Raw genomic sequence first — 22871 nt, forward strand, 5'->3', positions numbered from 1 at the left:
GAGGGCGTGAGTGGCCCGAGCCGGCATCACAGGGAGAAGCGCTCGGGGCCTGCGCTTGGAATCTGTGTGAAGGACTCGTGCCATCACCCCACCCGCCACCCAGTCGTCATCACCCCACCCTGCCCCGCTCCGAGGCGGCTGCCCCTGCTGGGCTGCCCCTGCTGGGCTGCCCCCGCTGGGTTACCTGTGCGCGTTAGTCCACTCGCAGATGCGGAACTTCAGTTCTCCTTCGCCGTCAACGGTGTGTCCCTTCTGGGATACCCGCCATGGGCTGGCTGATTGCAATGTGAAATCTGGCTCGTCCACGGCCGGTGCGTGCACTTGGAAACGCGCTGGAGCTGACATATCGATCTCCGTGATGACAACCCGATCGGCAACGGCCATGCATTGGGCGTAAATCTGGCCGCCGCCGAGGATCCATACCAGCGCAGGTCGATCGGTGTTGTGCTGTAGCTGGAACTGGGCGGCGGCGGCGATGGCGTGGTCCAAAGAGGTAAACACATGGCCACCCGGCGCTTCATAGGACTCATTGCGGGTGACTACATAGTTCTCACGCCGGGGGAGGGGGCGGAATCCGCCGTCCAAGGCTTCCCAGGACGTACGGCCCATAACGACAGGGTAGTTTACCGTGGCTTGCTTGAAATGCTCCAAGTCTTCGGGCAGGTACCATGGCATATCTTTGCCATCGCCGATGACGCCCGCGGTGGTTTGTGCCCAAATCATCCCGATTTCCACATCTTCGCGCGCGATGTTCAATTGTTGTAGGGCTGCGGTTACCGACTCGGAAGTGATCTCTGGGTAATCGCCCTGGTTGAATCCGGTTGGGCGGCTGGTCTGGCTTAATCCGGTTGGGCCGTTGGTGCTAACTGTCGTGGTGTCCCTATCCATTGCCTTTGAGTCCTGCCCCATTACGTCACATCCTTACCTATGATCGTGCATCCTTACCCATGACGTCACATTCTTGCCCATTACACCGCGACCTGCGCTTTGATCGCGGGGTGGGGGTCATACCCAGTAAAGGTGATGTCATCGAAGTCATATGAAAACATATCCGCAGCCTTGCGTAGCTCGAGTTGCGGGTACGGCCGGGCATCGCGGGAAAGCTGCGTTTGGACTTGCTCGCGGTGATTGTCGTAAATGTGGCAGTCACCACCCGTCCAAATGAACTCACCAACTTCCAGGCCGGCTTGCTGCGCCAGCATGTGTGTCAACAGGGAATAACTGGCGATGTTAAAAGGCACCCCAAGGAACATATCTGCGCTGCGTTGGTACAGCTGGCACGATAGTCGACCATCGGCTACGTATAGCTGGAACAACAGGTGGCACGGGGGCAGCGCCATGTTGCTCAGTTCGGAGACATTCCAAGCGCTCACGATATTGCGCCGCGAATCGGGGTTAGTGCGTAGCGTATTGAGTGCCTGCGAGATCTGGTCTATATGCCGGCCATCCGGAGTGGGCCAGCTGCGCCATTGCACGCCGTAAATGGGGCCCAGTTCGCCGCTTTCGTCTGCCCATTCATTCCAAATGCGAATGCCGTGATCCTGTAGCCACCGAACATTGGAATCTCCCTTGAGGAACCACAGCAATTCACCAACCACGGACTTGATGTGCACATTCTTGGTGGTAATAAGTGGAAAACCAGCACGCAGGTCGAAGCGCAGTTGTTTACCGAACAAGCTGGTGGTACCGGTCCCCGTCCGGTCGCCTTTGGCGGTGCCGGTTTCAAGAATCTCTCGCAACAGGTCTTCGTAGGGGGTGGGGATCCGCTGGTCTTCTGTTAGCGCTTCTTGGAGGGTTGACGCCACGCTGAATGCACTCCTTCGCTCATGAATGGGGGCGCGAATGAATCTGAGATTACGCCTTGAGGACAATCTCTGCCAAAGCTGCATGGCATGAGTCACGAAGGCTGGCCATCGCTATGACGGACTGCGCCTCAATTGTTGCGCGGGGTTGAATCGGCGCGGGTTGCGTGGGCGGTGTGTGACCGGCGCGGGTTGCGCGGGGTTGAATCGGCTCGGGTTGCGTGGGTGGTGTGTGACCGGCGCGGGTTGCGTGGGATTGAATCGGCTCGGGTTGCGCGGTGTGTGACCGGCGTGGGTAGTGCGGGGCGAGACTACCCGACCGCGTAACGCTTTACTTGAATTCCCCGTGCTGTTCTAGATAACGGGAAGCACTGGCCAGCACTTTTTCACTGGCATCGGGACGGCACACCAGCAGATCCGGAAGATATGGATCGTCGCAGTTGTATTTCAACCGCTCCCCACTTAGTCGTGAGGTAAACAGTCCCGCTGCCTGCGCGATTCCAACGGGTGCTGCGTTATCCCATTCGTATTGCCCGCCGGCGTGCACGTATACGTCATTGTCGCCCAAAATCACCGAGGTGGTCTTTGCACCACACGAACCCATACGAACCAATTCCATGCCCAGGTCCTCGGCGATAAACGTTGCCACTTCCGGGGTGGAATTCTGGCTGATCACCAGCCGGTTGGTGGCTCTGCCCCCTACGGCGCGCACGTCGTCCGTATGGAAAACCTTGCCCAAATCCGGCATGCCAACGGCTGCCTGTTCAACCTTCCCGTTCACGGCGAGGGCTATGTGCACGGCCCAATCTTGCCGTCCACCAGCGTATTCGCGGGTGCCGTCCAGCGGGTCGATGATCCACACGCGTTCGTTGTCGAGCCGTGTGCGGTCGTCCTCAGCTTCTTCGGACAGCACCGAATCGTTGGGGCGGTGCAACGCTAGTGCACGGGCGATCCAGTCCTGCGCAATGGCATCACCGGCTTTACCGAGTTCCTTGTCACGCAACAGGCCTACACCACGTACACCTTTGAGGATTTCGCCAGTGCCCATTGCTAGCCGCAGCGCCAGCGTTGCATCATCAATTTGAGCCGTCATGGCACTTACTTTAGCGGCATGGTTGGATGGTCACATGCCCGTTGACCCGCTGAATAGATTCCATGCCCCCGTGGCAGCATGGTTTCGGGATGTATTTGCCGAGCCAACCGTGGTCCAACAGCAGGCCTGGGAAGCCATTTCAGCAGGTGAGAACGCTCTGGTGGTGGCGCCCACCGGATCGGGTAAAACGTTGGCAGCTTTTTTGTGGTCGCTTTCCAAACTCACCGCCCCACAATCTTTTTTCGACGCCTCCCAGCCCTCCCCCTCATCAAAAGTCCAGGGGGGTACAAAAGTTATTTACATCAGCCCGCTTAAAGCCCTCGGAGTGGATGTTGACCGTAACCTCGCTGCCCCCTTGGCGGGCATTGCACGCACTGCGGCTGCGATGGATGTACCGGTCGCACCTGTCCGTGTCGGTGTGCGTTCGGGAGATACACCGCAGTCGGAGCGCGCCAAGTTGCTGCGCCACCCGCCCGAGATCCTGATTACTACTCCCGAGTCCCTGTATCTCATGCTGACCTCGAAAACAGCGGGCACGCTGCACAGCGTGGAAACCGTGATCGTGGACGAGGTTCACGCGGTTGCGGGAACCAAGCGCGGAGCTCATTTGGCGCTATCCCTTGAACGCTTGGACCTCATTGCCCAGCAACCCGTTCAGCGCATTGGCTTATCAGCCACCGTGAATCCCGTAGATTCCGTGGCTTCGTTTATGGGTGGCGATCGACCGGTGCGGATCGTCAATCCACCGTCGTATAAATCGTGGGATGTCACCGTCCGTAGTGTGGTGGAAGACTTCCAAGATCCGCCACCAGCCGAGGATGTAGGCCTAGCGCAGTTTGAGAACACCACGGATCCTGACGACGGCACCGTGGGGGACGAACTAGAGGATGAAGCCCTCCTGGGTCCAACACTCATTGGCGAAGGTGTGGGTGGTAACACCCAGCTGGGGGCGGGTAATCGGGTAGCGAGTGGCGTCGATAAAGAATCGGCCCTGCCCCAGCAAAAGAGTGTGTGGCCGCACGTGCATAAAGCGGTCTACGAGCAGGTAATGGCGAACACCTCCACGTTGGTGTTTGTGAACTCCCGCCGCACCGCCGAGCGTCTGACCGGAGCGTTGAACGAGCATTGGGCTGCGATTCACGACCCGGAATCTTTGGCAGCTCCCATGCGACGAGCCCCCGCACAGCTGATGGCACAATCCACGCGGGTCACCGGTTCTCCTGCAGTGATCGCGCGGGCGCACCACGGGTCGGTATCCAAAGAGGAACGTGCCGACATAGAACAAGCCCTGAAAGCAGGCACGCTGAAGTGCGTGGTGGCAACCAGTTCGCTGGAGTTGGGTATTGATATGGGGCTGGTCGACCACGTTATTCAGGTGGGGGCGCCACCTTCGGTGGCTTCGGCGATTCAGCGGTGTGGTCGCGCCGGGCACTCCGTGGGTGAAACCAGTAGGGCCACGATCTACCCACTGCACAAGCAAGATGCCGAAGCCGCCACTGTGATTGTGCGCCGGTTGTTGGCCGGGGAGCTGGAACCCTTGCACGTGGTGAACAACGCGCTAGACGTGCTGGCCCAGCACACCGTGGCAGCCGCAGCACAGGCCCCCGGCGGCCGGCTGGATGTGGAGCAGTGGTGGCGCGCAGTACGCCGGGCACATCCGTATGCCGCGCTGCCTCGTGAGGCTTTCGATGGAGTGTTGGAGTTGATTTCGGGGCGGTATCCCTCGACGGATTTCGCTGATCTTAAAGCGCGCGTGATCTATGACGCCGAGGCAGGAACGCTCGAAGCCCGCCCCGGAGCTCAACGCGTGGCCGTGACCAACGGCGGCACCATTCCCGATCGCGGCATGTTTGGGGTGTTTCTGGCTGCCGGTGAAGAAGTTGGTGCCCGGCGCGTGGGCGAGTTGGATGAGGAAATGGTGTACGAATCCCGCGTGGGGGACGTATTTACCCTGGGCGCCAGCAGTTGGAAGATCCTGGAAATTAACCGCGACCAGGTTATTGTGGCGCCCGCCGCGGGGCACACCGGCCGCCTGCCGTTTTGGGTGGGGGACGCAGAAGGGCGCCCTGTAGAGCTGGGTAAAGCCATTGGCGAGCACCGCCGAGCGTGGGGTAAAGGTAGCTCTGCAGACAATCGGGATGCAGATTTCATCTGCCCCAACACCGTGGCCAACTTAACCGCGTTCTACTCCCAACAGCGTGAGGATACGGGTGTGATCCCAGATGAAAAGACCATCGTTGTTGAGCGTTTCCGGGACGAAATCGGGGACTGGCGCGTGATCGTGCACACCCCCTATGGTCGAGGGGTGAATGCGCCGTGGGCTATGGCATTATCGGCCCAGCTGCAGCGCACAACGGGGATCGACTCGATGGCGGTGGCCGGGGATGACGGGATGGTGTTGCGTTTGCCCTATTCCGAGGATCCACCGGGGGAGGAGCTGCTTGCTCGCGACGCGCAGGCTGTGCTGGGTGACGTAATGGATAGTGTGGGGTCATCGGCATTGTTTGCGGGCCGTTTTCGCGAGTGCGCCGCGCGCGCTCTGTTGCTGCCCCGCCGGCACCCGGGCAAGCGCCAACCGCTGTGGCAACAGCGCCAACGTGCTGCGCAGTTGCTAGACGTAGCGCGCAATCACCCAGATTTCCCGATCATGGTGGAGACCATGCGCGAATGTATCCACGATGTGTACAAACTGGATGAGCTGGAAGAACTTGTCAATTCCCTCCCATCGTTGCGCATCGCCGAGGTCACCACGGAAGGCCCCAGTGCCTTCGCTGAATCACTGTTGTTCACCTACACCAGTGCGTTTATGTATGAAGGCGATTCCGCCGAACGCGCCGCGGCTCTTGCCGTCGATCCCGCCTTACTGGCCAAGGTGCTCGGGAAATCGGGTGAAGGCTTCCTGTTGGATCCGGTTGTTGTTTCTAGGATTGTCGACGCCGCCCAGTGGCGCGCTGAAGGGCGCCGTGCTGGCACGGTGGAACAAGCTGTGGACATGCTGCGGGCGCTGGGGCCTTTGACGCTTGATGATGTTGCCGCACGCCTCGAAAGCACGGTGGCAGTCGAGGAGGTGCGCGAATTGGTTCCGAGGCGCCTAGCGGAAGTCAGCTTTGGCGGGGCGCGCAAGTTGTGTGTGGTGGAGGACATTCCCCTGCTACGTGACGGGTTGGGCGTGCCCGTCCCGCCGGGGGTGGGGGCGGATCCCACGGTCGTTGCAGATGCGCTTGACCAGCTGGTATTGCGAATGATGAGGCATCGTGGACCGACCGATGCCGCTACGGTGGCAGCCGAGTTTGGGATGGGTGTAGCCACCGCGGAATCCCTATTGAAACGTTGGGCGGCAGACCGGCGCTTAGAAGCGGGCGTGTTCGTGGAGGCCGGAGCGGCGTCGGATAAAGAGGCAACCACGCAGGTGAAGAATGCCACCCAGTTCGTAGATGTGGCGATGTTGCGCCGCCTGCGGCAAGCGACGTTGGCGGCCGCTCGAGGTGCAGTGGAACCTGTGACGCGGAAAACGTATGCTCGCTTCCTGGCGCAGTGGCATGGCATTGGGAGCGCCGAGCGGTTGGATCTGCCCAGTGTTCTGGAACAGCTGGCGGGATTGGCAATGCCAGCCAGCGCGTGGGAAACCATGGTCTTGCCTGCGCGTATTCCGGATTATCAGCCCTCGGATCTGGATGATTTGCTGGCCAGTGGCGAGTTTGTAGTGGTGGGGCAAGGAACCACTGGTGCGAAGGATAGCTGGGTGACCATTGTGCCCGCTGTGTTGAAGGATTATCTGCTGGCCGGGCGTGGTCCGGCTGCAGAAAACGTGGCAGTGGAAGTGGGCATCGTCGCTAATCAGCTGTTGGAGAAACTGCGTGGGGGCGGGGCGTATCTGGCCAGTGAACTGGCTGCGGTGACCGGCATTGGGCATAAGGAATTGGATGCGGCGCTGTGGGAGTTGTTTGATGCCGGGTTGGTAGCTCCGGATTCTTTCGCGGCCTTGCGTGCACGGTTAACAGAGGCTGGCAGTAGCGGAAAGCAGGCTCACCGGGCGCCGCGACGGGATCGCGGGCGAGGTAGTAGCAGTGCGGCGACTGGAAGATTGCGGATGGGGCGCGGGCGCTTTTCGCACGCGATGATGAGCCAAGAAGCCGCGCAGCGCACCCGCGAGGCACGGGCGGCCTTAAACGCTCATAGCGGTGTGCCTGGACGATGGTCCGCGGTGCGACCCGTGGACCCGTCGACTCATGGCAGGACCAGTGGGTCTGTGGACAATGGTGTGACTGGGGCTGGTACGCGCGGGGCCGGAACTGCGGGCGCGGCTCATGCAGGTGCTCTTGACGCGGGCACCATTGATGCGGGTGCTACTGGCACAATCGCGGCTCATGCAGGTGCTCTTGATGTGGGTGCTGCTGGCACAAGCGCGGCTCATGCAGCTAGTGCTAGTGCGGGCATTTCCACAGTTGCTGCCGCAGAGGTGGCCGCCGTCAACGGTGAAGCGTGGATCGACCGCTACGCCGTTGTAACCCGCGGGTCCGTCGTTGCAGAAAAAGCCGAAGGAGGTTTCGCGCAGGCATATCGAGTGTTGAGCGCGTGGGAGGATTCCGGCGCGGTGCTGCGCGGGTACATCATTGACGGCCTAGGCGGCGCACAGTTCGCGCCTCGGGAAGTTATCGACGCCCTGCGGCGTACCGAAGACGGCAAATCATCGGGGAACGCGGATGCGGACTCGCAACCCTATGTGCTAGCTGCCGTCGACCCGGCCAACCCTTTCGGGGCGGCACTGCCGTGGCCCGCAGTGCAAGGAGCGGAAGAAAGCGATGTGCACCTGAGCCGTACAGCCGGTGCACTGGTCGTGATCCGGAATGGAGAACTGTTGGCGTATGTGGGCCGGGGTGGCAAGAGCATTAATGTGTTCGCCATCGAAGCGGACTTGAATTTCGGTGACGCGGAAGATGAGGTGACCCATGCGGTGCCGTGGGTAGTGGAGGCCATGGCGGCGTCGGTTAAAAAAGGTAGATTGAGCCCCGTGGCAATTGAAAAGATCAACGGGGTACCTGTCATGGAGGCGAAGCTGCAGCCGTGGACAGCGGCGGGGGCGAGGCTGACGCCGAAGGGATTGACCATAAAATAGGTGCCTGAGCTGGCTTGGGCGCATTGGCCGAGGCTAACAACAACACTGGGTGGTTGCCCCGGCAGAGGGCTGGACCTGTGAAAACAATGGCTGATGGGACGAGGAATACAGTTGCCCAGCTCAGTGATACAGCAGCCCAACCATCCGCCGAAAAGAGGAGGCCGACGCTAGTGCCAGAGGGTGATTCCGTACTGCAGTTATCGAATCGGTTGCAGTGGATGACTGGCCGGACCGTGACGAAAACCGATATCCGGGTGCCACAGTTTTCGACGGTGAACTTGGATGGTCAGCGGGTACAGCGTGTATGGCCCTATGGCAAGCACTTATTCATGCACATTGGTGAGACGATCGTGCACACGCACTTGAAGATGGAAGGTGTGTGGGCGATACATAAGGCCGGTACGCGGTGGCGGAAACCGGGGTATACCGCGCGGATTGTATTGCGGTTTAGTCCCCAGCATGAGGGCGGGACCGATATAGAGATTGTGGGCCATGAATTGGGCTTTGTTCGTGTGTTTCCTGCAGGGGAGTACTCTACGGTGATTCGTGATTTAGGGCCCGACATTTTGGACCCTGATTGGCTTGAAGATGGGTTGGCGGAATGCGTGGAGCGGATCATGGCTCGGCCGGATCGAGCGTTGGGGGCGGCTTTGCTGGACCAGTCCAACGTGGCTGGTATCGGCAATGAATACCGGGCGGAGATCATGTTCTTGCTGGGGTGGCATCCGGCCATTCCGGTGGCGGCGGTGGGCAGAGTAGGGGTTCAGCGCGCGCTGGAATTGTCGCGACGTGTGATGTGGGAAAACCGGTTGGAACCAGTACGGATCTTCACAGGTGACAAGAGGCCTGGACAGGGGACGTATGTTTTCGGTCGCGCCAATAAGGCGTGCCGCCGGTGCGGGCAGCCGATTGCCAAAGGAAGCTTAGGGGGGCGATTCGCAGGTGGCGATGCACACTTGGATACCAACGAATTGGAACGGATCATCTGGTGGTGCCCGCAGTGTCAGCAGCTTCCATGAATCGCGTTGTCAGGGAACTGGAAGAGCTTCGGCAGCTTTGGGGGTGGCTATTGGGGGTGAAGCTGGCTGCGAGCTGGGTTTGGTGAAGTTGCAGGTGAGAGGAGTTAACCTAAAGTTCATTTTGAGGCGGTGTGGGGTGAGGGTGGGGCGTAGAACGGTTTTTGTCTCGAAACTGTTGATCAATCACGGATTGTCCTACGTTTCTTAAAGTATATAATGACTGCGCCGGGTACTGCGCGGGATATATTGCCGATGAGCAGCAAGTTAAGTGTGGGGTGATTGTTGGAGACTTCATCGGAGTTACCTGACTGTTATGTAGTCCCCGAGGGTTCGACCTTGCAGGTTGTGGATGGTTTTGGTTATCGCGAGGTTAACTCCCATGGAAGCGCGGCGCGGTGGTGTTATCAATTTAGTTCAACAATTTTCATTCAGTTTGTTCTAAACTCGGCTCTTGTCACTAGTTGTCAGAGAGGGATTCCCGAGGAAAAGTGTTGAGCACTATTGCTGGGTTGTGTTGAGTAACGTGGCGTGTTGCGCAACGCGGATTCTGGGGAAGCGCTTTCGGAAAATGGCAACTCCGCCCGCCCGAGACTGAATCCAGTCCAAGCACACAGGAGATTTCCTATGAACACCGTTCGCAAGATGGCTTCTGCTACCGCTGCTGGCCTGATGCTGGCAGCTGCTGCAGCTGGAACCGCCCAGGCTGCCACCTCCGAGGAGCACTACCCGGAGACTCCCAAGCTGAACCCAACGCTGCCCATCATCAACACCTACCGTGGCGATGATCACCTGAAGGCAAACATCCTCAACCCAAAGCCAGTGTGTAACGCCCTCGAGGACTACCGCACTGTGATCTACCGCGTGGATGACAAGTTCATGCCAGCCGGAACCATTTCCGCTACCAACCAGACCAAGAACACCATCCCTCTGACTCAGGAACTGTCCAAGACGCAGTCTATCTCCCTGACCGTCAAGGGTGATCGCACTGAAACCGTATCCGCCAACCTCGGCGGTGAGGCTTCTGCCAAGGACGGCAAGGGCTCTGTGGGAATCGCTTATGAGCTGGCACAGACCATCGGCGCGGAGGCTTCCTACTCCCTATCCTGGCAAGTTGGCCAGACTGTCGGCCCATACGATGTTCCGGCTGGTCACACCGGTGAGGCCACCTACGGGTTCCGTGTTATCAACATGACCGGTACCCAGCAATTCTGCAAGTCCAACGGCACGTGGTCCACCCCAACTGCTTGGTCCGCTCTGACTCCAATCAAGAACCAAGTCAACGTCAAGCTCTACAAGAACCCAGCTGACTCCGCTAAATAAAAAGTCACTCAGTAAAAGCGACGTGAAGCAATAGCGACGCTTCTAGAAGACGGCGTAATAAGAGCATCGCGAATTATAACGGCGCTAAACAAAACGGAGCTGACCACAAAGGCCATCCGTTACAACTCCACTGACCTCTGACCCACCAAAGGGAGAAAACACCATGAAGAAGTTCGCAACGCGCGTTGCAACCGCGGTTGTCATTGGCGCAGCTGCACTGTCCGGCACCGCTGTGGCTGGTGCTGCTGAGACCCCAACTGCAGAGACCACGGCGCCAACTGCTGGCACCACTGCGCCGGCTACTGGCGAAAAGTATGATCTGGAGCCAGCCATCCGTGTGGCGGGTGGCAAAGTTCCTGGTTACGCAGGCCTCGTTTCTGTCTCGGCCGTCAACGTTGGCACCGAGGACTACTACGCTGAGTTCCCCGCCATCACTTTCCGCATTGAGGTGAAGACCGAATCGGGCCCACAGGGCGTGGATCGCCTCATCACCCCTGGTTACTTCAACGGTGCTTACACCCGTGACTTGGGCTTCGACCGCGCCACTTCCACCCGCACTTTCGAAGTGACTCTGTCCAACCCAATCGAGGCTGGCGAAGGCCGCCTGATCGCTAACCTGAACTTCGGCGACGGCGCCACCAAGAAGGGGCGCATCGTTAACTACATCACCGTGACCCAGGTTGGTCGCCTGGCTGACGACAAGTCCACTGGAAACGACCAGAACATTGACTCCCGTGAGGTCACCAAGACCGATACTGGTCGTTCCAACAAGGGGCTGTTCTAATACCGACCCTTTTTTCCAAGGAGCATTCCTCCGTGAGGGACTATCTCCTTCCATGCGGTCGTCCGGTTAACGACCGCATGGCTTGATCCGCAATCTCCTCACCGGCGCCGGCGTAGATATTCACAGCTACGTCGGCGCCATTTTGTAGAAAACCCTCCTGCGCGCTCTCGTAGAGCGCGGTGGTGGCGACGACGACTTCATCACCACGGTTTTCACGAATCCGCTTCACAATCTGAAGGGTCTTCCGTGGGGAAGGCAGTGCGAGCACGATTAACTTAGGTTGTTTCTGTAGATCAATGCGGTGCCACAATTCTGGATCGCTTGCATCGCCCGGGATGATTTCAAAACCGTGTTTATTCAGGTATTCAATTCGGTCTTCATCGAATTCAATGCCATACACCTTCATACCGTGTTGCTGTGCCAGTCTGCGGTAGGCACCTTCCCCAACGCGCCCCATGCCCAAAATGATGGCATCTGCATCGGCAATGTGTACCGTTTTCTCATCCGGAGCTAGCGCGCTATCGGGCCGCGGTGGAATCAGCATTCTCACGATCTTGAGAATCGCTTCTTCCTTGCGGGTGACTAACGATCCAGAAATGAAGCTAGCAGCCACTGCGATGGCCATAATCGAATTCCATTCGGCACCGAGGACTCCATTGGCGACCGCGACAGACGTAATCAATAACCCGAATTCCGAGTAGTTGGCCAAGGTCAACCCGGAAATAGCGCTAGTGCGTGCGGACATTCCGCAGCGCTGCAAGATGATTATGAAGAGCCACGCTTTGGGAATCAACAAAAGGGTGAGGATCCCGGCGATAATGAATCCACCCGGTCCAGGCAATCCCCCCAGGCCAATCTGGATAAAGAAGGCGACGAGCAGCAATTCGCGCACGCTTAACAAGGCCTTGAACATTCGTTCCGCAAGGGGATGACCGGATAGCAAGATCCCGGCGATCATGGAACCCAAAGAACCGGACAGTCCCCCTAGCTCGAAAACGGAATAGGAGGCCACCGCGATTCCCACACCCGTGAGAACCAGCAGTTCCGTGCGGAAGATTCGATCCGGCAATCGACTAATTTGTGGCCGCAGCAGCAATACTAGAGGCAGCGCCAAAGCCCACGGCTCGGGCACCTTCCCAGAAGTCAGCACTAGCACGCCCACCGAAATGATGTCTTGCAAGACCAGAACACCGATTGCAATACGGCCGATCGCCGAACCATTGCGGTTGTTCTCCGCGAGCTGCGACATTACGAAAATGGTCGAACTGAAGGATGTCGCCACGCCGATATAGGCCAGGGCCGTCCAACTCAGACCGGTCAATTCACGCAGAGGCAGCAAACCGATCAACGCGAAGAGTCCCGCAAAGACCACAGTGTTAGCAAGTGCATGGCCGAACGCGGAAGCAGCAATACGGGGTTTGGAAATGTCCCGGGGATTGAGCTTCAACCCGATCGTGAACAGCAAGGTGGTCACGCCGAGTTCGGCGATGACGTCAATAGAAGGGATTTCTTCCACACCCGTCGCGCTGATCGCGAATCCAGCAGCCAGAAATCCAAGTAGTGGGGGAAGCCGCAGAAGTGAGGCGCCTAAACCCCCGATGATGGAAAAGAGGAGAGTGAGTAGATAGGCAGAGTTCACATGTTAACGATACCTGCGAACACCGCAGTAGTGGTTAATCAAACTATCCGTCGAGGAATCTCCCGAATCCGAAGGGGTTCTCCCGCTGACGGCTGGAAGCAGCTCATTGGCTTGCTTCTTCCCCAGCTCAACCCCCCACTGGTCGAAGCTGTTGATTCCCCAGATCACACCTTGGGTGAAAGCAATATGTTCGTAGAGCGCGATTAAAGCGCCCAGTACATCTGGGGTCAACTTATCCGCCAAAATTGTGGTGCTCGGGCGGTTACCCGGCATGACCTTGTGGGCAATGAGTTCTTCGCTGACCCCCTCTTCGCGCAGCTCATCTGCATTCTTACCGAATGCGAGCACGCGCGTCTGCGCGAAGAAATTGCTCATCAGCATGTCGTGCATGCTGGTTTCGCCATCGGCGGCGATGTGATCGTCGTGAGGATTGCAGAAACCAATGAAGTCAGCAGGAATTAGGTGGGTGCCTTGGTGCAGCAACTGGAAAAACGCGTGTTGCCCGTTGGTGCCGGGCTCACCCCAGTAAATCTCTCCCGTGGAATAGGGCGTGGTCGAACCGTCCAATCGGACTGACTTGCCGTTGGACTCCATCATTAATTGCTGGAGGTAGGCGGGGAAGCGGGATAAGTCCTCGCTATAAGGCAAAACCGCATGCGATTCCGCGCCTAGGAAGTTGGTGTACCACACTCCGAACAGCGCCATGAGTACTGGCACATTCATCTCCAGTGGTTCCGAACGGAAGTGGTCGTCTACCGCATGGAACCCGTCCAAGAATCGCATGAAGTCCTGCGGGCCGATGGCTGCCATCAAACTCAGGCCAATAGCGGAATCGATTGAATACCGTCCACCGACCCAATCCCAGAAGCCAAACATGTTGGCTACGTCAATGCCGAATTCCTGGACAGCCTCTGCATTAGTAGAAACAGCTACGAAGTGCTTCGCGGTGATGTCCCGCACTGCTGCGTCACCTTCAACATCGACATCGGCCCGCGAGAGCTCATTCAAAAGCCAGCGACGGGCAGCGTGGGCGTTTGCCAGAGTCTCTGAGGTGGTGAAAGTCTTCGAAGAGATAACGAAAAGTGTAGATTCAGCATCGAGGCCATCCAGCGTGGCCGACAGGTCAGCTGGGTCAATATTTGAAATGAAATGCGGGGTAATACCCGCGGTCAAATATGGGCGCAGCGCGCGGGCAGCCATGGCCGGGCCCAAATCCGACCCGCCGATTCCAATGTTTACAACATTTTTAATGGTGTGGCCGGTAACTCCTTGCCAGGCTCCGCTTCGCAGTGCCTTGGCGAAATCGCGCATCCGGCCCAGCACGTCGTGAACGTCCGCGGCAATATCCTGGCCATTTGCGCTGAATTCGCGCTCGACGGGGACTCGTAGAGCGGTATGGAGTACAGCGCGCTGCTCGGTCGTGTTGATCTTTTCGCCACTGAACATCGCATTGCGACGATCTTCCAAACGGGCGGCGGTGGCCAACCCCATCAAAAGCCGGAGCGTGCGCTCATCAACTAAGTTTTTCGACAGGTCAACGTGCAATGGGCCAACGGGGAACGTCATATCGCTCGAGCGCCCCGGCTGCTCGGCGAACAGTTCTCGTAACGAGGTGCCCCTCATTTCGGCGGCATGATCGCGCAATTTCGTCCATTCGTATGAGGCATCGATGGTTTCACGATGGTCCGCGTTCGTCACAGGAACTCCTAGCAGAATTGGGGGCGACCAAAAAACTTACTCACCACGCTAGTGGAAAAATTCTCACTGTGCGTGGGACGGGTCTGATAAACCCGCCCAGCTCATTCCACACCTAGACCCCATCGCTTGATCCGCTGCCGGGCCCTGACAGTCAGTCTCCCGTTTCCGCTTTCACAGTCAGCCTTTCGTTCCCGCCTTGACAGTCAGCCTTTCGTTCCCGCTTTCAGCATAATTCTCCAGACGGTGGCACAGTAGAAGGTATGACTGACAATCTTTTCACCACATTGCACGTAAACGACCTCACCATTGACGTGCCCACCGGCTTGCTCGTCGGAGGGCAGTGGAAGGCCGGCAGTTCTCACGAATCTTTTGATGTTCTCGACGCCGCCACGGGTTCCCCCATCACATCTGTCCATAGTGCGACGGAGAAAGACGCGGCGGAGGCCATGGACATCGCCGTGGAAACGCAGGAAGAGTGGGGAAACACGGCTCCTCGTGAACGTGCAGAGATTCTGCGCAGAATCTTTGATCTCATCATGGAAAACGATGAGAAGCTCGCTGCACTGCAATCCCTTGAACTCGGTCGCGCGTTGCCCGATTCACGTGGCGAGGTGACCTATGGCGGTGAATACTTCCGCTGGTTCTCCGAGCGGGCGGTCTCAGATACCGGTGAATACCGAGTGGCGCCTGGTGGGCAGGGTCGCATCGTGACCATTAAGCAGCCGGTAGGTCCAGCCCTGGCCATCACGCCGTGGAATTTCCCCCTCGCGATGATCGCCCGCAAACTGGCTCCGGCCTTGGCATCGGGTTGCGTGATGATTGCAAAGCCCGCGCAACTCACTCCTCTGACCATGCTGTTCCTCGCTCAACTGACCAAGGAAGCCGGTTTGCCTGACGGGGTTTTCCAGGTGTTACCCACCAAGAGTGCGAAAAACATTTCGGTGTTGTTGGATGACGACCGCCTGAGGAAATTCACCTTCACCGGATCCACGGAGGTGGGGCAGATGCTGGCATCGAAGGCAGCCGAAAAGACAATCCGCACGTCTTTGGAGCTCGGTGGTAACGCGCCATTTGTGGTGCTGAACGACGCTGATGTTGACCTAGCGGTGGAGGCCGCCGTGACCTCCAAGATGCGTGGTGGAGGACAGGTATGTATTGCCTCCAACCGGTTTATCGTGCACGAAGATGTGGCAGATCGGTTTGAGCGTGGCGTCGTCGAAAAACTAGGCGAGTTTGTCCTAGGACCAGGAACTGACGAGAAAACCACGCAAGGGCCGATGGTCAGCGCCGAGCAGCGTGACAAGGTGGCCGGCATGGTGGAAAAGGCCATCGAAGAGGGGGCCAAGGTGGCGCTGGGTGGGCCAGAGGCCGCTGCGAAGCTGACAGAAACTCATCCTGACCTCGACCCGAACGGTTTTTGGTACCCAGCCACAGTTCTGACGGACGTTGAACCTGAATTCGAGATTGCCCAACGTGAAATTTTCGGTCCAGTCCTCGCCGTGCAGCGCGTGGCCAGTGACGAGGAAGCGCTTCGCGTTGCCAACGACACGATCTGGGGTTTGGCCGGATATGTCTGTGGGACGGATATGAAGAATACGATGCGGTTCGCGGAGCGTATGGAAGCCGGGATGATCGGCGTGAACCGCGGCATTATCTCCGATGCCGCCGCGCCTTTCGGCGGTATGAAGCAGTCCGGTGTAGGCCGCGAAGGTGGTTTCGAAGGTATCGATGAATACCAAGAAACTAAGTACCTCGCGCTCGATATTTAAACCAGACCAACCCTTGCGTAAAATCATGGTCATGAGAATTGGTGTTTTTGTTGGATCAATCCGACGTGAAGGCCGTGGTGCAACCATCGGCAAGTGGGTCCTGGATTCCGTTGCCGATGTAGCTGGCGCGGAATTCGGACTGGTGGATCTGAAGGATTTCAACGTTCCGTTGTTGGACGTACCTTATATGCCGGCCGGCTGCGAGGGCAGCTATCCCGACCCTGAGGTGCAGCGATTTGCTGATGCGGTTGCGTCCTACGATGGTTTCATCTTCGTTACCCCGGAATACAACGGGGGAGTTCCTGGGCCGATGAAGAACGCTGTGGATCACTTGATGGTTGAATGGTCGGGCAAGCCCGTGGCTTTCGTCGGCTATGGCGGAAATGGTGCGGCCCGGGCCGTCACCGCTTGGCGGCCGATCGTAAAGAACTTCAAGATGCGGGATGTAGAGAACGCGTTGGCACTCAACGTGTTTGGCGAAGATGCACAAGGTGAGGAATTCGCTCCCCGACCCGAAAAGGCTGAAGAACTCAAGGCAATTGTTGCGGAGTTGTTGAAAGAAGAAGCGTAAGGGAAGAAGTCCCAGACTCAGCGACGCTGATTCTAGAACTTCTTGCAATAACGACGGGCCCCGGCTGCAGAAGCGGGGCCCGTTTCGCATGTCTGCAGTTTGCCTCTGCGTTATCTCCCATTGTTTGTTGCCGTTTCGCTTGTCGTACGGCGTTGAGCTAGGCCCCCGGCAACCAACTAGGCTGCATGGCTCCTAGCTGGCTACCGGGCACGTGAGGGGTGGTTCTTGCTTACCCGACGCCGCGATTTTGAGCGCATCCGTGATCGCTCGAACGTAAAGGTTTGCCCGCTCCGGCTTAGGGTGCACGCGATCGCTATATAAGGCCTCAGGGTTATCAGCAGCTAACTGACACCACATGGCAGGAAAAACATTCGGCCGAGTTTTTGCGAAACTGATGACCTGCTGCGCGGCATCGGAGATTCCAGGTACTGGCCCATAGGGAGCCACAATAATCACAGTGCGATCTGGGCCGATGACATCCAGCATGCGCTCCAATTGGCCTGGAAAGGCTTGCCCGTTTGTACCGAAGCCTAGGACAACCGTGTTGCGGAGTTTCTTTTGTGCCTTCAGGTTTTCCAAGACTGGTTCGCCGCCACTGTAATGGCGGGACACATCGGCATCAACGAATATGCCCGGGTAGCGTTTCGTCAGCGCGTTGTAGCTGGCCAACATCACCGAGTCGCCAATGGCTGTGATTGCCTTTCCCTTGGGAAGCTGGTGGCTCTTGATGGGGGAAGCCATCGGATCGGCAGCCGCACCCGTTGCTTGGCTTTGGTTAGCGGAGGCCAGACGCTGCTTTTGCTGTTCTTGCTGAGCGGCCAATGCCTGCAACTGCTTCTCCACATTGGTTTGAGCGGGTGCCGTCAAGATGGCTACCACCATGCCCACACAAATCAAGCTTGCGGTGGCAGTGGTAGCGGCCAACCGGGGGCCTTTTAGCGTGGTAACGGTCTTACGATAGCCCTGCTTTCGGAAAGGATTCTCCACGTAGTGGTACGTAGCGTAAGTACAAGCCAACGTTGCTATCAAAGCACTGACCGGAACCCCTACCTTGGTGGCGGAGTTACCGTGCATGTCCATGGTCTGCGTGTAGAGCTGCTTGAACATCAAAAACAGCGGCCAGTGCCACAAGTAGAGGCTGAAGGAGCGGTCGCCAAACCAGGCCAATCCGGGGTGGGACAATACGCGCACGAGGCTGCCCCGGCCGCGCACTGACAGGGCCACCAACCAGCCGGTGAGCAAACTAGCGATCAGCAATCCACCGCGGTAGGTGAAACTAGACGTGTCTTGGACCGTCAAAAACATCAGGATGAGAGCGACAAAACCTGCCCATGCAGCGACCTCAACATTCAATTTCAGGCGAGCTGAGGCACCGGTGGAAGACAAAGCGGGGGCGCTCGTGGGCGTCAAGAAAGAAGACCCCCGGGACACCATAAAAGCGATAGCGGCGCCCACAGCTAAACCAAAAGCATGTGTATCCGTACCGAAGTACACTCGCGTTGGATCATCCTGCGGGTTGTAGAGAACTAACATTGCGGCGAACGATGCGATACCGATGGCCATTGTTACGTAGAGCAACAGGGACAGCTGGTCGCGTTCAGCGCGTTTGCGAGTACCGATGGCGAGAATCGCCAAGACCAACAAAGGCCAGAACAAGTAGAATTGCTCTTCAATGGATAGGGACCAGTAGTGGGTAAAGATGTTCAGGTCAGCATCGGAAAAGTAACTACCCGATTCCGCGATCTGGCCCCAGTTGCTAACAAATAGCGCACTAGTAAGCGCGTGATAACCGATCTTGACCGCGATATCCCCGCGGAAAAGCGATACCAACGCAGTACAGACGGCAATGACAATCAACGCGGCGGGGAGAATTCGGCGTAACCTTCGCAACCAAAACTGTTTGAGGCTGATGCGCCCAGTCTTTCGATACTCCCTTACTAGGAGAAACGTGATGAGGTAACCCGAAAGCACGAAGAAAACGTCCACGCCCATGAACCCCCCAGGAACGAGGTTGGGCCAAAAGTGGTACAGCAAAACCGCGATGACCGCGATGCCACGCACGCCGTCCAAGCCCGGGATGTGGCGCCGCTGTGGAACAGGGCGGGGGGAGGTAGAAATGGCGCGGGAGCGCGCCGGGGACGGTCCGGTTAGTTGTGCCGGGGACGTTGCGGCAGGAGTATTCTCCTTGCGACGCTGTTGCGGCGCAGCCGGCCGAGCGCTGGCCTGAGGAGCGAGAGTCTGTGACGTGGAAGTGTCCTTGCTTTCGTTCCGTGTTTGAACTGGCGCACTGGACTGGGTATTTGATTGTGTGTCGGTTTTGGGCGAACGTGATTGAGGGGTTGAGCTAGCGCGTTTAGTGGCAGTTTTGCGGGCCGCCACGCTGCGCTGCAGACTTGGTGCCTTCGCCGCGCTGGGGAAAGAGGTTGCCGGCTTGGGCTGAAAAGCGGTTGCTTCGCGTGTGTGGGGATTGGTTGCCTTGCGATGCGGCAGCGATGCTCGCGACTTGCCGTAGCGACCGGCCGAACGGGAGGCGCGGATTCGTTCCGCGCGAGCTTCCCGCATCTTTCGTGCCTCGCGAGCATCGCGGATGCGCTTCATGTGCACTGCGGCAGGCTTGTTTTCCGAGGCTTTGCCGCGACTGCTGTTTTCTTCGTGCGCGGGTGTGTGCGATTCCGCTTTCTCCCCACTGCGCTTGGTGCCCGCACTTGGCTTAGTGCTCGAGTTTTCCTTGGAGCCAGGGCCCTGCGTGGCGGCAGCGTCTGGTTGCATGTCCGCACTTGGCCTAGTGCTCGAGTTTTCCTTGGAGCCAGGGTCCTGCGTGGCGGCGGCATCTGGTTGCACGCCCGCACTTGGCTTAGTGCTCGAAACCTGCTTCGGCGCGTGGCGTTGCAGGGAGTCAGAAGAATCAGTATCTGTGGGATTTTGAATTGCGGAGAAACGCTTGCGGACTCGCGGGGTAACATGCTCGCGCACGAAGGCGGTGCTATCTTTGCGAATCTTGCGGAAGAAATCGGGCATAGGAAGAGCAGTCAGATGTAGAGGAGAGTGAATGTGGGATAAAGGTGGATTTCTAGTCTATTTCTCTGCAGCTAAGTAACCCAACACGGCCTCGTGAAGTGCGCCGTTCGTAGCTAACGCGGAACCACCGTGCGGGCCCTCCTCCCCTGTAACCGAAGTAAAGCGCCCGCCAGCTTCGCTGATAATGGGTACCAGCGCAGCGAGGTCCCACAGGGAAACCTCCGGTTCCGCTGCGATATCCACTGCCCCTTCTGCGACCAACATGTAGGACCAGAAGTCTCCGTAGCCACGGAGGCGCCAGGCGTCGTCGGTCAAAGAAATCAGCTGCTCCCGCAAACCGCAATCTGCCCAGCCAGACAGCGAGGAAATAGCCACAGATGAGTCACCGATTGAGGTCACCCCAGAAACGCGTAGAGAACGCGGCTCAGCGGATGGGATAGGGTGGTCCGCCCCCAAGGCTGCAGGGGTGGAAAACGAACGCCACGCTCCCATGGTGTCAGCGGCCCACCACCGGCGCGTGAGGGCAGGTGCGGAGACAACTCCGACGACCGGCTTGCCATCTTCCAATAGAGCGATGAGCGTAGCCCACACTGGCACACCGCGCACGAAGTTCTTGGTGCCATCGATTGGGTCGATGACCCACTGGCGCCCCTGGAACGTTGCGGAACCACCGAATTCCTCGCCGAGGATCTCGTCCTCCGGGTAGTGGGTGGCGATGATGGAGCGAAGTTCCTGCTCCACCGCGGTATCGGCATCACTGACAGGGGTCAGGTCTGGCTTTGTTTCAACGCGCAGATCAGTGGATTCAAACCGTGACATGGTGATGTGATCCGCGGCATCCGCCAAGCTCAGAGCAAGGGTGAGATCAGCGGAGTAGCTGGAGGATGCGGAGCTTGGCGATTCAGTCATAGGGTTATGCTAGCGTGCCTTGTGCTAAATACAAGAACCTCAAAGTCACAGGTTGCTGTGAATTCCTGGGGCAGCAAGTAATTATTGTGACTTCTGAGCTTTCGGGGGTGTTAGGCCTGCTGAATTCTTTCCGACGCCACATTCACCGCGGCTGGCGAACCTGCAATGGACCACGTAGTTCCCTGGCCTTCGACCCGCACAGTCTTGCCTCCAGCGCCTTCAACGAGAGCTTGGCCGGGTAGCCAATCCCAGCTCTTCACGCTTCGCTGCATCCAGCAACCCAGCTGGCCTGCAGCCACGCTTCCAAGATCCACGGAAGCAGAGCCGAACATTCTGGTCGTAGCAAATTCTTGAACTACGGACTGCCAAGCAGTAGCGATGCGTGGTTGCGCGAAATCGGTGGGGTGCAAGTAGCCGCTGAGGCAGGTTTGTTCCGGGGGAGCTGTGGACGCGCGGATGGGCTTGCCATCCAAGGTAGTGGGGATATCCGGTCCGCCGAACCAAGTTTGGCCCATGGCCGGCCGGTGCACGGCGCCGAAGATCACCCGATCGGGGTTCTCTGGTGAGCCTTCCACCAAGGCCAGTGCGGAACACCAGTAATCCGATCCGATGGTGAAGTTGTACGTGCCATCCACGGGGTCGATGACCCAGGTGCGACCCGATGTGGATTCTTGTTGGGTGCCTTCTTCGCCGAGCAGGCCGTCCTCGGGGCGGAATGCACGCAAAACGTCAGCAATAAACTTTTCAGCTGCACGGTCGGCGGCGGTGACCACATCACTGACGGAAGTTTTAGTCTCCGTTGTTAAACCGGACTCGCGCATGCGCCAAGCCAAGCGACCGGCATTAAAAACCAGCGCTTGGGCGAGGTGTTCATCAGTATCGTCGACATGCGCCACCATGAACGTCTTAATGATCGCGTCGAGCATGTCCTGTGGGATCGGTGAGTTATCGGAAGCCATGAACTCCATTGTGCCTACCAGCGGGTAAACTTGCCCACTATGCAGATGGAAGTCACGACCGACCTGAAAGAACTAGACAGCACTCTCACCACCATTGAGAAAGTACTGGACTTGGATGCGTTGGCCGATTCCGTTCGGGAACTGGAAGATCGGGCAGCCGATCCCAGTTTGTGGGACGATCCGGACCACGCCCAAAAGGTGACTTCCGCTCTCTCGCGCGCCCAGGGGCAACTCCGGAAAGTGACCTCGCTGCGCCAGCGGCTCGAGGACCTACCGGTGATGTACGACATGGCTGATGAAGCCGCTTCGGAAGACCCAGATTCCGCCCAAGAGGCCCTGGAAATGGCCGATGATGAGCGTGCGGAACTGCGCAGGGAAATCGAATCCCTGGAAGTCACCACCATGCTGTCCGGCGAGTACGATCAGCGCGAGGCAGTCGTGAACATTCGTTCCGGTGCCGGCGGCGTGGATGCCGCCGACTGGGCGGAGATGCTTATGCGGATGTACACGCGGTGGGCCGACAAATCCGGTTACAAGGTGGACATTTATGACATTTCCTATGCGGAAGAGGCGGGTATCAAGTCGGCCACCTTCGTGGTGCATGGGGAGTACATGTATGGCACGCTATCCGTGGAACAGGGGGCCCACCGATTGGTGCGCCTGAGCCCGTTCGGCAGCGGTGGCGACAAACGTCAGACCTCCTTCGCTGAGGTTGAGGTATTGCCGGTCGTGGAGCAAACCGACCACATCGACATTCCCGATGCTGAAGTGCGCGTCGACGTCTACCGGTCCTCCGGTCCGGGTGGTCAGTCGGTGAACACCACCGATTCTGCGGTTCGTTTGACGCACATTCCCACCGGAATCGTGGTTACCTGCCAAAACGAGAAGTCCCAGATCCAGAACAAAGCTAGTGCACTGCGCGTGCTCCAAGCGAAACTGCTGGAGCGCAAGCGTCAAGAAGAACGCGCGGAAATGGATGCTCTCGGCGCCGGAGGTAATGCCTCATGGGGTAACCAAATGCGTTCCTATGTCTTGCACCCGTACCAAATGGTGAAGGACTTGCGCACCAATTACGAGGTCAATGATCCGTCTAAAGTTTTGGACGGCGACCTGGATGGGTTCCTCGAAGCGGGAATCCGCTGGCGAATGTCCCAGGTGAACGAGGACTAATCGT

Annotated in this window: 15 protein-coding genes; 7 read left to right on the plus strand and 8 right to left on the minus strand. The window is 58.2% G+C overall.

The annotated features are described in order from the left end of the window. Positions 1–180: 180 nt before the first annotated feature. The 3 genes from HMPREF3098_RS09735 to HMPREF3098_RS09745 form a co-directional block, all read right to left on the minus strand. The gene (locus HMPREF3098_RS09735) at positions 181–909 is read right to left on the minus strand and encodes a dihydrofolate reductase (protein WP_246815926.1); all 729 of its coding nucleotides are present in this window, start codon (positions 907–909) and stop codon (positions 181–183) included. 59 nt (positions 910–968) lie between these two features. Then, positions 969–1763, minus strand: a complete 795-nt coding sequence (locus HMPREF3098_RS09740) for a thymidylate synthase (protein ID WP_246815929.1) — start codon at positions 1761–1763, stop codon at positions 969–971. A gap of 370 nt (positions 1764–2133) precedes the next feature. After that, positions 2134–2895: a 3'(2'),5'-bisphosphate nucleotidase CysQ gene (locus HMPREF3098_RS09745; RefSeq protein ID WP_070434986.1), complete on the minus strand. Its 762-nt coding sequence runs from the start codon at positions 2893–2895 to the stop codon at positions 2134–2136. Between the two features lie 34 nt (positions 2896–2929). Here HMPREF3098_RS09745 and HMPREF3098_RS09750 point away from each other — a divergent pair, with 34 nt between their 5' ends. The 4 genes from HMPREF3098_RS09750 (at position 2930) to HMPREF3098_RS09765 (ending at position 11134) form a co-directional block, all read left to right on the plus strand. Next, positions 2930–8011, plus strand: coding sequence for a DEAD/DEAH box helicase (locus HMPREF3098_RS09750; protein ID WP_246815930.1), 5082 nt, complete (start codon positions 2930–2932; stop codon positions 8009–8011). 170 nt (positions 8012–8181) lie between these two features. Next, positions 8182–9030 carry a DNA-formamidopyrimidine glycosylase family protein gene (locus HMPREF3098_RS09755; protein ID WP_070434987.1) on the plus strand — a complete coding sequence of 283 codons (849 nt, stop codon included), beginning with the start codon at positions 8182–8184 and terminating at the stop codon, positions 9028–9030. A gap of 624 nt (positions 9031–9654) precedes the next feature. Continuing rightward, a complete protein-coding gene (locus HMPREF3098_RS09760) occupies positions 9655–10350 on the plus strand; it encodes a hypothetical protein (protein WP_070434988.1) in 696 nt (231 codons plus the stop codon). A 163-nt stretch (positions 10351–10513) separates the two neighbouring features. Then, positions 10514–11134 carry a hypothetical protein gene (locus HMPREF3098_RS09765; RefSeq protein WP_035113237.1) on the plus strand — a complete coding sequence of 207 codons (621 nt, stop codon included), beginning with the start codon at positions 10514–10516 and terminating at the stop codon, positions 11132–11134. Positions 11135–11174: 40 nt separating this feature from the next. Here the strand turns inward: HMPREF3098_RS09765 and HMPREF3098_RS09770 are convergent, their stop codons facing one another. Both HMPREF3098_RS09770 and pgi read right to left on the minus strand, forming a co-directional pair. Then, positions 11175–12773: a cation:proton antiporter family protein gene (locus HMPREF3098_RS09770; protein ID WP_070434989.1), complete on the minus strand. Its 1599-nt coding sequence runs from the start codon at positions 12771–12773 to the stop codon at positions 11175–11177. 3 nt (positions 12774–12776) lie between these two features. Beyond that, positions 12777–14471, minus strand: coding sequence for a glucose-6-phosphate isomerase (gene pgi, locus HMPREF3098_RS09775; RefSeq protein ID WP_083284446.1), 1695 nt, complete (start codon positions 14469–14471; stop codon positions 12777–12779). A gap of 260 nt (positions 14472–14731) precedes the next feature. On the opposite strand from pgi, the gene HMPREF3098_RS09780 reads away from it, so the two are divergent. Both HMPREF3098_RS09780 and HMPREF3098_RS09785 read left to right on the plus strand, forming a co-directional pair. Beyond that, a complete protein-coding gene (locus tag HMPREF3098_RS09780) occupies positions 14732–16240 on the plus strand; it encodes an NAD-dependent succinate-semialdehyde dehydrogenase (RefSeq protein ID WP_070434990.1) in 1509 nt (502 codons plus the stop codon). Between the two features lie 31 nt (positions 16241–16271). Next, positions 16272–16811 carry an NADPH-dependent FMN reductase gene (locus HMPREF3098_RS09785; RefSeq protein WP_070434991.1) on the plus strand — a complete coding sequence of 180 codons (540 nt, stop codon included), beginning with the start codon at positions 16272–16274 and terminating at the stop codon, positions 16809–16811. A gap of 192 nt (positions 16812–17003) precedes the next feature. Here the strand turns inward: HMPREF3098_RS09785 and HMPREF3098_RS09790 are convergent, their stop codons facing one another. The 3 genes from HMPREF3098_RS09790 to HMPREF3098_RS09800 form a co-directional block, all read right to left on the minus strand. Further along, complete coding sequence (locus tag HMPREF3098_RS09790) at positions 17004–19829, minus strand: acyltransferase family protein (RefSeq protein ID WP_083284449.1); 2826 nt, start codon at positions 19827–19829, stop codon at positions 17004–17006. A 57-nt stretch (positions 19830–19886) separates the two neighbouring features. Next, positions 19887–20738 (minus strand): histidinol-phosphatase, encoded by an 852-nt coding sequence (gene hisN, locus HMPREF3098_RS09795; RefSeq protein WP_035113240.1) that lies wholly within the window; start codon positions 20736–20738, stop codon positions 19887–19889. A gap of 110 nt (positions 20739–20848) precedes the next feature. Beyond that, on the minus strand, positions 20849–21706 hold the full coding sequence (locus HMPREF3098_RS09800) for an inositol monophosphatase family protein (RefSeq protein WP_070434992.1): 858 nt from the start codon (positions 21704–21706) through the stop codon (positions 20849–20851). Between the two features lie 30 nt (positions 21707–21736). On the opposite strand from HMPREF3098_RS09800, the gene prfB reads away from it, so the two are divergent. Then, positions 21737–22867, plus strand: a complete 1131-nt coding sequence (prfB, locus tag HMPREF3098_RS09805; protein ID WP_070434993.1) for a peptide chain release factor 2 — start codon at positions 21737–21739, stop codon at positions 22865–22867. The last annotated feature ends 4 nt before the right edge of the window (positions 22868–22871 follow it).

The organism is Corynebacterium sp. HMSC28B08 (genome assembly GCF_001806865.1).
Taxonomy (GTDB): Bacteria; Actinomycetota; Actinomycetes; order Mycobacteriales; family Mycobacteriaceae; genus Corynebacterium; species Corynebacterium auriscanis.

Bases quoted from the DNA above. Each gene is read 5' to 3' on its own strand.
- HMPREF3098_RS09735 (WP_246815926.1), bottom strand. From the start codon at position 909: ATGGGGCAGGACTCAAAGGCAATGGATAGGGACACCACGACAGTTAGC.
- HMPREF3098_RS09745 (WP_070434986.1), bottom strand. From the start codon at position 2,895: ATGACGGCTCAAATTGATGATGCAACGCTGGCGCTGCGGCTAGCAATG.
- HMPREF3098_RS09750 (WP_246815930.1), top strand. From the start codon at position 2,930: ATGCCCGTTGACCCGCTGAATAGATTCCATGCCCCCGTGGCAGCATGG.
- HMPREF3098_RS09760 (WP_070434988.1), top strand. From the start codon at position 9,655: ATGAACACCGTTCGCAAGATGGCTTCTGCTACCGCTGCTGGCCTGATG.
- HMPREF3098_RS09765 (WP_035113237.1), top strand. From the start codon at position 10,514: ATGAAGAAGTTCGCAACGCGCGTTGCAACCGCGGTTGTCATTGGCGCA.
- HMPREF3098_RS09780 (WP_070434990.1), top strand. From the start codon at position 14,732: ATGACTGACAATCTTTTCACCACATTGCACGTAAACGACCTCACCATT.
- HMPREF3098_RS09785 (WP_070434991.1), top strand. From the start codon at position 16,272: ATGAGAATTGGTGTTTTTGTTGGATCAATCCGACGTGAAGGCCGTGGT.
- HMPREF3098_RS09790 (WP_083284449.1), bottom strand. From the start codon at position 19,829: ATGCCCGATTTCTTCCGCAAGATTCGCAAAGATAGCACCGCCTTCGTG.
- hisN (WP_035113240.1), bottom strand. From the start codon at position 20,738: ATGACTGAATCGCCAAGCTCCGCATCCTCCAGCTACTCCGCTGATCTC.
- HMPREF3098_RS09800 (WP_070434992.1), bottom strand. From the start codon at position 21,706: ATGGAGTTCATGGCTTCCGATAACTCACCGATCCCACAGGACATGCTC.
- prfB (WP_070434993.1), top strand. From the start codon at position 21,737: ATGCAGATGGAAGTCACGACCGACCTGAAAGAACTAGACAGCACTCTC.